General features: G+C 68.4%; 15 protein-coding genes. 3 read left to right on the top strand and 12 right to left on the bottom strand.

All coding sequences use genetic code 11. The features are described from left to right. The 6 genes from AB0E63_RS18925 to AB0E63_RS18900 all read right to left on the bottom strand — a co-directional run bounded on the left by AB0E63_RS18925 (position 1) and on the right by AB0E63_RS18900 (position 4,556). Positions 1–1,836 carry a long-chain fatty acid--CoA ligase gene (locus tag AB0E63_RS18925; protein ID WP_360367311.1) on the bottom strand — a complete coding sequence of 612 codons (1,836 nt, stop codon included), beginning with the start codon at positions 1,834–1,836 and terminating at the stop codon, positions 1–3. Positions 1,837–1,970: 134 nt separating this feature from the next. Further along, on the bottom strand, positions 1,971–2,588 hold the full coding sequence (locus tag AB0E63_RS18920; protein WP_360367308.1) for a hypothetical protein: 618 nt from the start codon (positions 2,586–2,588) through the stop codon (positions 1,971–1,973). Positions 2,589–2,794: 206 nt separating this feature from the next. Then, positions 2,795–3,820, bottom strand: coding sequence for an aspartate-semialdehyde dehydrogenase (locus AB0E63_RS18915; protein ID WP_360367305.1), 1,026 nt, complete (start codon positions 3,818–3,820; stop codon positions 2,795–2,797). Positions 3,821–3,944: 124 nt separating this feature from the next. Then, a complete protein-coding gene (locus AB0E63_RS18910; protein ID WP_360367302.1) occupies positions 3,945–4,133 on the bottom strand; it encodes a tautomerase family protein in 189 nt (62 codons plus the stop codon). Between the two features lie 46 nt (positions 4,134–4,179). Further along, positions 4,180–4,431 carry a hypothetical protein gene (locus AB0E63_RS18905; protein WP_360367299.1) on the bottom strand — a complete coding sequence of 84 codons (252 nt, stop codon included), beginning with the start codon at positions 4,429–4,431 and terminating at the stop codon, positions 4,180–4,182. Next, positions 4,383–4,556: a hypothetical protein gene (locus tag AB0E63_RS18900; RefSeq protein ID WP_360367297.1), complete on the bottom strand. Its 174-nt coding sequence runs from the start codon at positions 4,554–4,556 to the stop codon at positions 4,383–4,385. Before AB0E63_RS18900 ends, AB0E63_RS18905 begins: the two co-directional genes overlap by 49 nt. Before the next feature lie 148 nt (positions 4,557–4,704). On the opposite strand from AB0E63_RS18900, the gene kduI reads away from it, so the two are divergent. The 3 genes from kduI to AB0E63_RS18885 are packed head-to-tail and all read left to right on the top strand — an operon-like array spanning position 4,705 to position 7,074. After that, on the top strand, positions 4,705–5,541 hold the full coding sequence (gene kduI / locus AB0E63_RS18895) for a 5-dehydro-4-deoxy-D-glucuronate isomerase (RefSeq protein ID WP_360367294.1): 837 nt from the start codon (positions 4,705–4,707) through the stop codon (positions 5,539–5,541). Continuing rightward, entirely contained in the window at positions 5,538–6,299 is a 762-nt protein-coding gene (locus AB0E63_RS18890) for an SDR family oxidoreductase (RefSeq protein WP_360367291.1), read from the top strand. Before kduI ends, AB0E63_RS18890 begins: the two co-directional genes overlap by 4 nt. A gap of 10 nt (positions 6,300–6,309) precedes the next feature. Next, positions 6,310–7,074: an IclR family transcriptional regulator gene (locus tag AB0E63_RS18885; RefSeq protein ID WP_360367288.1), complete on the top strand. Its 765-nt coding sequence runs from the start codon at positions 6,310–6,312 to the stop codon at positions 7,072–7,074. Here the strand turns inward: AB0E63_RS18885 and AB0E63_RS18880 are convergent. Genes AB0E63_RS18880 through AB0E63_RS18855 form a run of 6 tightly spaced genes read right to left on the bottom strand, consistent with a single transcriptional unit; the run spans position 7,053 to position 13,079 of the window. Then, positions 7,053–8,264 (bottom strand): MFS transporter, encoded by a 1,212-nt coding sequence (locus tag AB0E63_RS18880; protein ID WP_360367285.1) that lies wholly within the window; start codon positions 8,262–8,264, stop codon positions 7,053–7,055. The genes AB0E63_RS18885 and AB0E63_RS18880 overlap by 22 nt on opposite strands. A gap of 24 nt (positions 8,265–8,288) precedes the next feature. Then, a complete protein-coding gene (locus tag AB0E63_RS18875; RefSeq protein ID WP_360367282.1) occupies positions 8,289–9,464 on the bottom strand; it encodes an MFS transporter in 1,176 nt (391 codons plus the stop codon). 50 nt (positions 9,465–9,514) lie between these two features. Beyond that, entirely contained in the window at positions 9,515–10,141 is a 627-nt protein-coding gene (locus tag AB0E63_RS18870) for an MOSC domain-containing protein (protein ID WP_360367279.1), read from the bottom strand. Positions 10,142–10,181: 40 nt separating this feature from the next. Then, positions 10,182–11,558, bottom strand: a complete 1,377-nt coding sequence (locus AB0E63_RS18865; RefSeq protein ID WP_360367276.1) for an MFS transporter — start codon at positions 11,556–11,558, stop codon at positions 10,182–10,184. Continuing rightward, complete coding sequence (locus tag AB0E63_RS18860) at positions 11,555–12,136, bottom strand: TetR/AcrR family transcriptional regulator (protein WP_360367273.1); 582 nt, start codon at positions 12,134–12,136, stop codon at positions 11,555–11,557. The genes AB0E63_RS18865 and AB0E63_RS18860 overlap by 4 nt, the downstream gene beginning before the upstream one ends. A gap of 58 nt (positions 12,137–12,194) precedes the next feature. Then, a complete protein-coding gene (locus AB0E63_RS18855) occupies positions 12,195–13,079 on the bottom strand; it encodes an aminoglycoside phosphotransferase family protein (protein ID WP_360367493.1) in 885 nt (294 codons plus the stop codon). Positions 13,080–13,101 lie beyond the last annotated feature (22 nt).

The raw sequence follows: 13,101 nt of genomic DNA, 5'->3' as shown, positions 1-13,101 counted from the left end.
CTATTCGTACATCTTGTCCAGCTGGGCCGCGTACTCGGTTTCTACGTACTTGCGTTTTAGCTTCAGACTGGGGGTCATTTCGCCGGACTCTACGGTGAGGTCGCGGTCCAGGATGGTGAACTTCTTGATGGTTTCCCAGCGGTTGAGGCCCACGTTGAGCTCGTCCACGTAGCCCTGGACCATCTCGCGGGCGGCGTCCGAGGTGACGATGTCGGCGTACGGCTTGCCGGCCATGTCGTTCGCAGCGGCCCACACGACGATGGCGTCGGGGTCGAGGGTGACGAGCGCGGAGACGAAGTTGCGCTTGTTGCCGTGGACAACGAATTGCGAGGCGTAGGGGCAGATGGTCTTGAAGCGGCCCTCGATCACCTGGGGGGCGACGTACTTGCCGCCGGAGGTTTTGAAGAGGTCCTTCTTGCGGTCGGTGATGAAGAGGAACTCGTCCTCGAAGTGCCCGATGTCGCCGGTGTGGAACCAGCCGTCGGCGTCGATCACTTCCGCGGTCTGCTCGGGCTGGTTGTGGTAGCCGCTCATCACGCCGGGGCCCTTGATCAGGATCTCGCCGTCCTCGGCGATCTTCATCTCGGTGGCCGGGAAGATCGGGCCGACGCTGCCGAGCCGGTACTGCGTCGGCCGGTTCAGCGAGGACCCGGCCGCGGTCTCGGACAGGCCGTAGCCCTCGAGGATCAGCAGCCCGGCGGCGTGGAACCACTCGGCCAGCTTCTTGTCCAAGGCGGCCGAGCCGGATACGAAGAACCGGATCCGCCCGCCGAAGCGAGCCCGGATCTTCGACAGCACCAGTCGGTCAGCCGTGGCGTACTGCGCCGCCAGCAAGCCGCTCGGCTCCTTGCCGGTCTGGCGCAGGTCCGAGACCCGCGCGCCGACGCCGAAGGCCCAGTGGAAGAGCTTGGCCTTGACCCCGCCTTCGGACGCGATCATCGTGACGATCCGCGCGTGCGCCTTCTCGAAGATCCGCGGCGCGGCGGCCATGAACGTCGGTTGTACGATCGCCGCATTGTCGACAATCTTATCGATCCGCCCGTCGACCGCCGTGGCGAAACCGATCTGGAACTGTACGGCGAGCAGGACCTGGCCGAACACGTGCGACAGAGGCAACCACAGGAACTGCAGGTCGTCCGGACTGAGCACCCGGATCCCCTCGACCGCCGCCCCCTCGTACGTCCACACCGAGTGCGGCAACCGCACACCCTTCGGACGACCGGTGGTGCCCGACGTGTAGATCAACGTGCACAGGTGATCCGACTTGATCTGATCCAACCGCTCGTCGACAGCCGCGGGGTGATCGGCCAGGTACGACTCCCCCAGCGAATCCAGCGCGGACAGGCTGATCACCCAGTCGCCGTCACTCTCCAACGGAGAGCCGTCGATCAGCACGACCTTACGCAGCGAGGGCGTCTCGGAGCGATGCTCCCGGAGCTTGTCCACCTGCCCCGCGTCCTCGGCGAAGACGACCTGTACCTCGGCATCCGCGACGATGAACCCGACGTCGGAGGACATCGTCGAGGGGTAGATCGTGGTCGTCGCGGCCGCGGCCAGGACGGCGCCCAGGTAGCAGTCGATCCACTCCATCCGGGTGCTCGACGCGATCGCGACCCGCTGCTCGGGCTCGACGCCGAGCGCGATCAGGCCGGCCGCCCGGCGGCGCGCCAGCTCGTCGGTCTCCCGCCACGTCACCGACTTCCATTGATCCCCGGCCGGATACCGGAACGCCTCGCGCTGCGGGGTGGCGGCGACGCGGTCCAGGAACATCTGGGCCATCGTGTCCTTGCGGTTGCTGAGCAGTGCGAGCTGGCCGGAATCGGCGACAGGCTTCATAACTGGCCTCCATCGGGGGTCAAGTAACCGGAGGGTAATAGCTGGGAGGCATGCCTGACCATGGCACTCGCTTGCCCGCCTGAACCTTCTCCATCACGTTTCCGCAACATGCGCATACGGTGGCACGGATCTCACTATCCGTTCTGATCGAGCCTACGACGGACCACCTCGGCGTCGGGGTGGTCCAGCGCCTCGAGGATCTCGAGCGCCTCGGTCCAGCTGACCCAGGCCTCCCCATCCTGACCGGCTCGCTCCTGTACGTCGGCCAACGCCGTCAGACTGTCGGCAGTGTCAAGCCGGCGAGCATCGTCTGCGCATCTCGCACCCGCACCCCGGCCAATGCGGCCGCGGCGCCGACCGTGAGCTCCGCTCCAGGATGCTGCGACAGCAGGCGTAACAGCCCTCCGAGCTCGGGCCGAAGCTGCCGGTAGGACCACGAGCAGGTCGGCGTACAGGATGTTGTCGGGGAAGCTCTCCGCGACGGCTCTCGACCAGTGGATCGCCAGCGAGGTCTTGCCGACGCCGGCCGGGCCGATGATCAGTCCGAGGTTCGCGCCGGGCAGCAGGCTTTCCAGCTGCCGGAGGTGTTCGGTGCGGCCGGAGAACGCCGGGATCGCGGTCGGCAGCTGACGTGGTACGACGAGGCTGTCGGTGGTGACCAGCAGTTCTGCGTGCAGGCGTTGGAGTTCCGGGCCGGGGCCGACGCCGAGAAGATCACGCAGCCGGCGGGAGACTTCGCCGTACGTCGACAAGGCGAGCCTCGCGGGTGAGCGCGCCGGCGCCCAGGCCGGCCAGCGGATCGGCTCGCCAGAGTGCTAAGGCATCGCAGAGCGTAGCCACCGAATCTGGAGACCGAAACCGCAGGCCGGTCGACCCGGCTCCAGCACCCTTGCTCCGGCTCGGCCACCTCCCCCACAGGAGACCTCACCCTGCCGTCAGCCCAGGAGCGTCCCGGGGGTCAGCGGTTGGCCAGGAGTTCGGCGATCTGGACGGCGTTGAGGGCGGCGCCCTTGCGGAGGTTGTCGTTGGAGACGAACAGGACCAAGCCGCGGTTGCCGGGAACCGACTGGTCCTGGCGGATGCGGCCGACGTACGACGGGTCCTGGCCGGCCGCGAGTAACGGCGTCGGGAGGTCGGCGAGCGCGACACCCGGAGCCGCGCCGAGGAGCTCGGTGGCGCGTTCGGGGGTGATCGGCTCGGCGAACTCGGCGTGGATGCTGAGCGAGTGGCCGGTGAAAACGGGCACGCGCACGCAGGTGCCGGCGACCGGGAGGTCCGGGATGTGCAGGATCTTGCGGCTCTCGTTCCGGAGCTTCTGCTCCTCATCGGTCTCACCGGTGCCGTCGGCAACGATCGAGCCGGCCAGCGGGAGCACGTTGAACGCGATCGGTCCGGCGTACACCTTGGGCTCCGGCAGCGTGATGCCGTCCGTGCCGCGGGCGAGCTTGCCGCCGGGCTCGACCAGGGCACGCGCCTGGTCCTCGAGCTCGCTGACGCCGACGCCACCGGAGCCGGAGACGGCCTGGTACGTCGAAACCACGAGCCGGGTCAGCGTCGCCTCGCGGTGCAGCGGGGCGAGCACCGGCATCGCGGCCATAGTGGTGCAGTTCGGGTTGGCGACGATGCCCTTCGGAAGGTGGTCGAGGTCGCCCGGGTTCACCTCGGAGACGACGAGCGGTACGTCGGGGTCCATCCGCCAGCCGGACGAGTTGTCGACCACGATCGCACCGGCCGCGGCGACCTTCGGCGCGAACTCCTTGGACGCCGTCTTCCCGTTGGAGAACAAGGCGAGATCCAGGCCGGCGAAGTCCGCGGTGGCGGAGTCCTCGACGGTGATCTCCGTGTCACCGAACGGAAGCTTGCTCCCCGCCGAGCGCGCCGACGCGAAGTACCGCACCTCGTCCACCGGGAACTTCCGCTCGATGAGCAGCTCCCGCATGACGCTACCGACCTGACCTGTGGCTCCGAAAACACCTACTCGCATGCAGAAACAGTAGTGGGTCGGCGCCCCGATCGCCCGGTTGTTTCAGCATGCGGTGCTGCCCCTGGGCGGTCCGCACAAACGCCCGCCCGGCGCCTTGGGGCGGGGAGGCGCCGGGCCGACTGGGTTACTGCACGTCGGCGGCCAGGGTGCCGCCGTTGGCAACGTCGGTCTTCTCGATCTCGGTGAACACGATCCGGACGGCGTCGCGCTTGGCGCCGAGGATGGCGATGGCGGAGTCGGTGACAGCGGCGACGAACTCCCGGCGCTGGTCCAGGGTGCGGCCGGAGAGGAGTTCGACGGTGATGTTCGGCATACGGGATCTCCTGAGGGTTGGCGGTTCCGTGTCGTGGGACAGTGTTTCAGTTCAGGACGGGAGCCGGGCGGGCGGTGACCTCGGCGGGGTCGGTGTTCAGCGAATCGATCAGCTTGTCCACCTCCGGACGGTTCTCCGGCAGCAGCAGGCCGAGGCCGACGTACACCTCCAGGGAAGTTGCCAGCGGCAACGCGACGACCAGGGTGGTGTCGGTGGAGCCGACGCCCCACTTGACGACTGCCCACGCGATCAGTCCGATCGCCCACGACACCAGCGCGGCGAGATGCCGGACAACCACCAGGGGATCCGGCCACCGGTCGTGAAGTAGTCCACGACCGTCTTGATCTTGGTGCGCGACCAGACTCCGATCAGCACCATCAACACGAAGTACGCGACCAGGACTGTCCAGTCCAGAACGGTCATCGGGATCCTCCCAGGGGCGATGGGGGCGAGTGACTGGAGGGTTCCATCAGCCAGAACTTGGTGTCAAGACACGGAACCTGGAACAGTTCCAGCGCGGGTTCCACAGGCCGCGGTTGACAGGAAGTTCCGTGGAATAGAACCTAGTTCTGTGAACGGACAGCCGCCCCTTCAGGTCAGACACGCCACCCACCCCGCCCAGGTGCCCGGCTTCGACACCGCCGCGCTGCGCTCGCACTACCTGGTCGACGATCTCTTCACCCCGGACACGATCACCGCGGTGCTCACCCACCAGGACCGGATCGTGCTCGCCGGCGCCCGCCCCGCGCGCGGTCCGCTGACGCTCGGCACGTGGCCCGAGCTGCGCAGCGAGTACTTCCTCGAGCGCCGCGAGGCCGGCATCGTCAACGTTGGCGAACCGGGCACGGTCACCGCGGACGGCACCAAGTACGAGCTTCCGACCGGCGCCTGCCTGTACGTCGGCCGCGGCGTCCGTGAGGTCGTCTTCGACGGACCGGACGCGGCGTTCTACCTGTTCTCGGCCCCCGCGCACACCGACTTCCCCACCGCGCTGGTGAATCCCGGCGAGGGCAACCGGCTCGAGCTCGGCGACCAGCGGACCGCGAACCGCCGCACGATCGACCAGTACATCCACGCCGACGGCGTCCGCAGCTGCCAGATCGTGCTCGGCGTGACCACGCTCCACCCCGGCAGCACCTGGAACACCATGCCCGCCCACACCCACGACCGCCGGACCGAGTGCTATCTGTACTTCGGACTCCCCGAAAGCGAGCGGATCGTGCACCTGCTCGGCGAGCCCGACGAGACCAGGCATCTACTGGTCGCCGACCGGCAGGCCGTGATCTCACCGAGCTGGTCGATCCACTCTGGCTCCGGCACCTCGTCGTACAGCTTCGTCTGGGCGATGGCGGGCGAGAACCAGGCGTTCGGCGACATGGACGGCGTCGACGTACAGGACCTGCGGTGACGCCTGACCCGTTCAGCCTGCAGGGATGTACGGCGCTCGTCACCGGAGCCCGGCGGGGTATCGGGGCGGCGATCGCGGCCGGGTATGCCGCGGCCGGCGCCGAGCTGATCCTGATGGCGCGCGACGCGGCTCTCGAGGACACGCTCGAAGCAATCAAGCAGAACGGCGGCGGTGCGGCGACGGTCGTCACTGCCGACTTCGCCGATCCATCAGCGGTGGAGGCAGCCGCTGCCGAGCTGGCCGCGAATCGCCGCATCGACATCCTCGTCAACAACGCCGGCACGATCCGCCGCGCGCCGGCCGCCGAGACGAGCACCGCCGACTGGCAGCACGTGATCGACGTGAACCTCAACTCCACCTGGGCGGTCACCCGGCCGGTCGGGCGGGCGATGGTCGAGCGCGGCGCGGGCCGCATCATCACCATCGCGTCGCTGCTGAGTTTCCAGGGCGGGATCACGGTTCCGGCCTACACTGCGAGCAAACATGCGGTCGCGGGGCTGACCCGGGCGCTGGCTGGGGAGTGGGGACCGGCCGGCGTTCAGGTGAACGCGATCGCGCCCGGGTACATCAGTACCGACAACACCACCTTGCTGCGCGCGGATCCGGCTCGCGAGCCCGCGATCCGGGAGCGCATCCCGGCTGGTCGCTGGGGGCGGCCGGAGGACGTCGTCGGTGCCGCGGTCTTCCTGGCCTCGGCGGCGGCCGGTTACGTCAACGGCCACATAATCGCGGTCGACGGCGGCTGGCTGGCCAGATAGGAGTGGCAGGATGACCGACATGAGCTCGCCTTCGGCCATCGACAAGACGTTGATGGTGCTGGATGCCGTGCTGGAGCACTCGCGGTTCACCGACGTGGTCAACGCGACCGGGCTGGCGAAGTCGACCGTGCACCGGATCATGGCATCGCTGGTGGAGCACGAGTTCGTCGCGCAGGCCGAGGACGGTTCGTACCACCCTGGGCCGAAGGCGTTGCGGTTGGCCGGTCATGCCCTCACCAACGTCGACCTCGCCACGGTCGCCCGGCCGGTACTCGCGGACTTGGTCGCGCAGACCCGGTGCACGGTGCACGTCGGACTGCTCAACGGTGACGAGGCGATCTACGTCGCCCGCCTCGACGGACCGAAGCCGTACCGGATGCCGTCGCGCGTGGGCAAGGCCTTCTGGCTGCACTGCACCGGCATCGGCAAGGCGCTGCTTGCCGAGAAGGACGACGAGGCGCTCGACGCGCACATCACCCGGACCGGTCTGCCCGCCCGCACTCCCTTGACCCACACGACCGCGAGCGCACTGAAGGCCGATCTCGCTCAGGTCCGCGCCCGCGGGTACGCGCTCGACGACGAGGAGAACGAGCCCGGCATCCGCTGCGTCGCCTCGGTCATCCACGACCACACCGGGACCGCGATCGCCGCCGTCAGCATCTCGACCCTGTCGCTCGAGCAGTCGATCGCCCAGGTCGCCCTGATGGCCCCGGCCGCGATCGAGGCCGCCCGCAAGATCTCCGCGGCCCTGGGCTACCGCGAACCCACCAACTGACGCGCCGCGGCCCACCGCACAACGGGAACGAACAGCGCTCCGGTCACTGCGAACCACGCCCCCAGGATGATCCAGCCGGGCACACCAAGGCCGAGCGGCAACAGCGCCATGACGGTCGGGGCCAGCATCGAACTGACCGACGTACTGGTGTTCCAGACGCCTTGATACTGCCCCTGAGCGTGCTCGGCGGCCAGGTCGAAGCCCAGCAGGAACGAACCCGACGACTGCAGCAACTCCCCCGCCACCTGCACCAGCGCGGCCACCACGAGCACGATGATCGCAACCACGGCATCACCCACGGAGGCCGTCGCGAACAGCACCATCGATGCCAGCAGCAACAATCCGGCGGTCCTCGTCGCCCGGGCCGCGGTGGCGGTGTCGACGATCCCGCGAGAGGCCCGGACCTGCAGTACGGCGACGCCGGCGGCGTTCACGATCAGTGGAAGCGCAGCGGCCCAGTGCGGCGCGTCGGTGTGGTCGACCACCCACAGCGGGATCGCTACATCGATGACCGAGTAGTGGATCGAGATCGCGGCGTTGAGACCGGAGACGGCGAGGTACCCACGGTCTCGGAGGGCGACCAGAACCGGCCCGTCGGCCAGTCGCTCTCGTGGCGCGACCCGAGGTACGGCGAGGACGACCAACGCCGAGATCACACCGAGGACGACGTACAGGCAGAACATCAGCCGGTACGACGTCGCCGTACCGAAGGACAGCGCGATCGCGCCGAGGCCGGCTCCCGCGGTGACACCGATGTTGGTCACCGAGCGCAGGTAGGCGCGGGCCGCGACCCTCGCAGCGGAACCTTGCGTCACGCCCGCGATCAGCGCGAACCGGACCGCGTTCGAACCGCGGTCCAGGATCGCGATGACGATCGCGACGGCGAGGAACTGCCAGAAGGTGCCGATCGCCAGGTAGAGCAGCGCGAGCAGTGACAGCAGCAGACTGAGGACGACGAACAACGTCCGCGGACCGCGCCGATCGGCGAGGTGACCGAAGGGGATGCTCGAGAGCAGGCCGAACAACCCGGCGACGGTGAGGCCGAGGCCGACCTCGGCGATGGACAACCCGATGATGCGGTTGAAGTACAGGACGCTGATCGTCATCAGCAGGCCGTTGCCGACCCGGCTGAGCAGCGTCGCCAGAGCCAGCGGGCGCAGCGGACCCGGTGGCGGGAGCAGTTTCCGCACCGCTCCATGGTGGGCTATCTGCGACTAAGTCGCAATAAGCAGTTCACTCTTCCGGGCGGCGGCCCACCGGACGACCGGGACGAACAGGACGCCGATCACAGCGAACCAGACACCCAGGATGATCCAGCCGGGGACGCCGAGGCCGAGTGGGAGCAGGGCGAGAACCGTCGGGGCGACCATGTTGCTGATCGACATGCTGGTGTTCCAGACGCCCTGGTACTGACCCTGCGCGTGGTCGGCGGCGAGGTCGAAGCCGAGCAGGAACGAGGCGGACGACTGCATGAGCTCGGCGATCACCTGTACCAGGGCGCCGAGCGCGAGCAGGCCGACCGCGACCACGGCGTCTCCGGTGGACGCCGTCGCGAACAGCACCATCGATGCCAGCAGCAACAACCCCGCACTCCGGGTCGCCCGGGCCGCCGTCGTCGGATCCGCGATCCCCCGCGACGACCGGACCTGGAACAGCGCGACCACGGCGGTGTTGATGATCAGCACCAGCGCGACCGTCCAGCGGGGCGCGTCGGTGTGGTCGACCACCCAGAGCGGGATCGCGACGTCGAAGATGGCGTAGTGGATCGACATCCCGGCGTTCAGGGCCGCCACGGCGAGGTATCCGCGGTCCCGCAGCGCCACCCACACCGGCCCGTCGTCGCTGCGTGACTGCGGTTCGACCCGCGGCACCGCGAGTACGACGAGGGCCGCGATGATGCTGAGCACCGCGTCGAGCACGAACATCAGGCGGTACGCCGTCCCCGTGTCGAAGTGCAGCGCGAACGCACCGATCCCGGCGCCGGCCATGATCCCGATGTTGGTCACCGCCCGCAGGTACGCGCGGGCCGCGACCCGGCCGGCGCCCTGGGTCACCGCGGCGATCAACGCGGACCGAACGGCACCCGCACCCCGGTCGATCACGGTTACCGCGATGGCGACGACGAGGAACTGCCAGAAGCTCTCGACGAGCAGGTAGAGCAGCGACACTCCACACAGCATCAGACTCAGTACGACGAACAGCGTCCGCGGCCCACGTCGATCCGCGAGATGCCCCAGCGGCACGGCCGACAGCAGACCGAACAACCCGGCGATGGTGAGCCCGAGCCCGACCTGAGCAATCGACAATCCGACAATCCGGGTGAAGTACAAGACGCTGACCGTCATCAGCAGCCCGTTGCCGATCCGGCTGAGCAGAGTCGCGAGCGCCATCGGGCGCAGTGGTCCAGGAGCTGGGAGAATCCCGGTGGACTGCGGCGCGCTCACGCGCGCGCCGCCACGCGGTGCGCGGTGTCGCGGAGCTCGTCCATCAGATCGACGCCGGAATCCAGCATCCCCTGCATCTTCGCCGAATTCTGAGCGCTGAACATCTCACCGATGGTGACCTCGTGGTCCGGCCGGCTCAGGACCTCGATCGGGTCCCCCGCGCCGATCTCTCCGGTCCGGAGGACCTTCAGGTACGCGCCGGGACAGCCGGCCTGGTGGAAGAGCTTCACCCAATGCGGTACCTGCATGCGGTGCTGGAAGGTGATGCAGGGGATGCGGGGTGCGCGGACCACCACCTCGACCTCATCGCCGATCCGCCAGACCTCACCGAGCAGTGCGCCGGTGATGTCGAGTCCCTCGGTGCGCAGGTTCTCGCCGAACAGCCCGGTCGGGATGTCACGGCCCAGCTGCCCGGCCCACCAGTTCGCGTCCTCCTCGGCGTACGCGTAGAGGGCCAGGTCGGGACCACCGTGGTTCTTGACGTCACACACGCGGTCACCGGCGAGGCCGAGCTCGCCCACCGCGACCCGACCCGGCTGCGGTCGCTTGTCGATGGCCGTGAGTCCCGTCTCCTTCGGACCCGGGATCAGCTTCTCCACCACATTGACCGTCAGCAACCGCATACCGGCATCTTCTCCCCCAACGCCGGGCCGGATCCACCGGTTATTCGCGGGATCGGGGTACGGCGGCAACGACCAGCAACGTGATGGCGGTGGTGGCCGCGCCGGCCCAGGCGGCCGTGGTGTAGCCGGTCTCCCGTGGGAAGAGGTCGGTGGTGTAGGCACCGAGGATGAGTCCGCCGAGGGCGCTGCCGATGGAGAAACCGACGCTGCGGACGACCTGGTTGACGCTCATCGCGCTGGCGGTCTCGGCCGAGGGAGTCGCGGCCAGGATGACGGCCGGCATGGCGGCGGAGAACGCGCCGACGCCGAAGCCGAGGATGCTGATCGCGATCACCGGCTCGGCCAGGCGATCTCGAGCGAGCGCGAACAGGACGAACGCCGCCAGCACGACCGCAGTGCTTGCCGCGAGCAACAGACGAACCCCGAGCCGGCCGCGGAGGCCTGGCAGGATCCGGCCGGCCACGAAGCCGAGCACCGAGAACGGCACGAGGACCAACCCGGCCTGGAAGGTGTTCAGCCCGAACCCGTATCCGGCCGACGCAGGCGTCTGGACGTAACGCGTGATCAGGCTGAGCAGCAGATACATGCCGACACCACCGGTCAGCATCACCAGGTTGGCGGCGGCGATCGCAGGGTGACGAAGGAGCCGCACGTCGACCAGCGGATTGTCGGTCCGGGTCTCGACGACTGCCCAGGCGTTGAGCACCAGCACCGAAACCGCGAGTACGACGAGAGCGAGCGCGGTGTGGTCTCGCCAGAGATCGGTCTGGCTGATCACGATGAGCAGGGCGAGGAGCCCGACGGTGAGCAGCACTGCGCCACGTATGTCGACGCGGTTCGCCGGCCGCACCGGTGCGGCCGGGATCCCGACGGCGGCCGCGAGCAGTGCGGCAGCGGTAACGATGAGGCCGAGCGCATAGGCGGCGCGGATACCCCAGAGCTCGGTCAGCAACCCAGCCAACGGATAGCCGATACCGATCCCGGCAGTGGAGGCGACCGACAGGAGCGCGATCGTACTGGCGGAACGCTTGTCGTCGAGGTGGTCGCGGGCGGTCGCCATCATCAACGAGATCAGGCCGAGCCCAGCGCCCTGCGCCGAGCGGCCGACGAGCAGCAGCGCGAACGGGAGCGGGATCACGGTCAGCAGGCTGCCCGCCACGACGACGGCCAGCGTGACCAGTACGACGGTTCGCCGCTGCGGACCGGACCCAAGCCGACCCACCAGCGGAGTGGTGACGGCGCCGGACAGCAGTGCGATGGTCAGCGTCCACTGGGCCGCGGCGAGCGAGACGTCGTAGTGCTCGGCGACCGCGGTGATAAGCGGGGCGCCGAGGCTGCCGATGACAGCGACGAGCAGGCCGATGAAGACGACCACCGCGACCAGGACCCGCGGCGAGGTCTCCGTGCGGACGGTCATCTATTGGTGTCGCTGGTGATGTGGGTGAACAGACCTGGCTTGATCCGCGTGCGCGCCTGCCGCGCCCAGTCCTCGTCGACCTCAGGCAGATCGAGCGCCGCGTTGGTGTTGAGCAACATCCCGAAGGCCAGGAACGCCTTCACGGTTACCGGGTCCAAGCGGGCGGTGTCGGCAACGGCCTGCCAGAGTCGGCCGAAGCTGACTCGCACCGCATCCCGGACCTCACCGTCCCCGGCGGCCGCGGCGGCGGTGCCTTGCAACTGGAGTAGCAGGGTGGTGCGGTCGGCGAGCATCTCGTTGTACTCGTGGCCCATCGCGGTCAGCGCTTCGATCCCGCTCGCACCGCCCGCGGCAGCCAGCATCGCGAGCGTCATTCGCTCGAACGCGGCATCCACACACTCCAGGAACAGCTGCTTCTTCGTGCCGAACAACCGGAACACGTAGGCCTGGGTGATCCCCGCGCGACGGGCGATCGTCTCGGTCGAGGCGCCGTACAACCCGGCGGTGGCGAACTCGTCCTCGGCGATGGCAAGAATCTGCTCGCGGCGCTCGCGCCCGCTCATCCGTGTCGGCGACATGCTCTTAAGTTAGTAGGTAGTAACTACTAACTTAAGCCGACGTGCGGCATCTCACTCTTCAGTCCTGGATCGCCTTCACGATCGCGATGTTGCGGGTGAGCCAGTCCTGCGGGAGGGACTCGTCGGTGCCGGCGTCCTCCAGCGTCCACAGGACGTTGAGCATCTGCCGGACGATGACCCAGTCGCGGGCCCGCTCCTCGTCCAGACCACCGGCGTCGATCGCCGTGTAGAAGCGCTGCCGGACCGCGAACCGAAGGTCGCCGGCGGCAACGACCTCGTCCCAGCGGTTCCAGACCAAAGGCGCGACCTCGAAGTGCGGGTCCCCCGACAGCGGCTTCGGGTCGATCACCAACCACGGTTCGCGCTCCGCGGCCAGCATGTTCTCGTAGTGCAGGTCGGTGTGGATCAACCGTCCGTCGGTCGCCGGGTCCGCGACGAAGTCCTCGGACAGCGAGATCGCCTGCTCGACGTACCGGTGCGGGACCGGCGCCGACGTGGGCAACTGGCGGAACCGCTCGAGCCATCGCGTCAGCTCACCCGACAACGTCCGGTACTGCGGACCCGCGGGGACATGCAGCCGCTTGTAGGTGCTGCCAACGATCTCGCACGCGTCCACAACGTCGATCGTGGTCAGGTCCCGTGGCTCCAACCGCTCGAGCAGTAAGGCGAATCGCCGCGGATCTGCCCGCAGCAACTGCACCGCGCCGTTCCCACCCCACGCCCGCAACGCCAGGTGCTCGGTCTCCGCCTCCCAATGCGGGAACTGCACCTTGAGTACGGCGCGCTGCCCGTCGGCCGTGATCACGGGAACGACCAACGCGCAGTTCCCGTAGAACGACGTACCGTCGACGCGCAGCTGCCACTCCTCCAGCAGATCGCGCGTCAGCCGAGGCAGCCGGTCGAGCCAGTCGGCCCAGTCCGGACCGCGTGAACCGACGACCAGCAGCCCTTCCGGAATATCGACC

This window comes from Kribbella sp. NPDC026596 (assembly GCF_040638415.1).
Lineage (GTDB): Bacteria > Actinomycetota > Actinomycetes > Propionibacteriales > Kribbellaceae > Kribbella.
Note: the sequence above shows the minus strand (reverse complement) of the source record. Positions and strands in the feature narration are given on the sequence as shown.

Excerpts from the sequence above, each read along its gene's own strand:
- AB0E63_RS18925 (WP_360367311.1), bottom strand. The coding sequence starts at position 1,836 with ATGAAGCCTGTCGCCGATTCCGGCCAGCTCGCACTGCTCAGCAACCGC.
- AB0E63_RS18915 (WP_360367305.1), bottom strand. The coding sequence starts at position 3,820 with ATGCGAGTAGGTGTTTTCGGAGCCACAGGTCAGGTCGGTAGCGTCATG.
- AB0E63_RS18910 (WP_360367302.1), bottom strand. The coding sequence starts at position 4,133 with ATGCCGAACATCACCGTCGAACTCCTCTCCGGCCGCACCCTGGACCAG.
- AB0E63_RS18900 (WP_360367297.1), bottom strand. The coding sequence starts at position 4,556 with ATGACCGTTCTGGACTGGACAGTCCTGGTCGCGTACTTCGTGTTGATG.
- AB0E63_RS18885 (WP_360367288.1), top strand. The coding sequence starts at position 6,310 with ATGACCGACATGAGCTCGCCTTCGGCCATCGACAAGACGTTGATGGTG.
- AB0E63_RS18875 (WP_360367282.1), bottom strand. The coding sequence starts at position 9,464 with ATGGCGCTCGCGACTCTGCTCAGCCGGATCGGCAACGGGCTGCTGATG.
- AB0E63_RS18870 (WP_360367279.1), bottom strand. The coding sequence starts at position 10,141 with ATGCGGTTGCTGACGGTCAATGTGGTGGAGAAGCTGATCCCGGGTCCG.
- AB0E63_RS18865 (WP_360367276.1), bottom strand. The coding sequence starts at position 11,558 with ATGACCGTCCGCACGGAGACCTCGCCGCGGGTCCTGGTCGCGGTGGTC.
- AB0E63_RS18860 (WP_360367273.1), bottom strand. The coding sequence starts at position 12,136 with ATGTCGCCGACACGGATGAGCGGGCGCGAGCGCCGCGAGCAGATTCTT.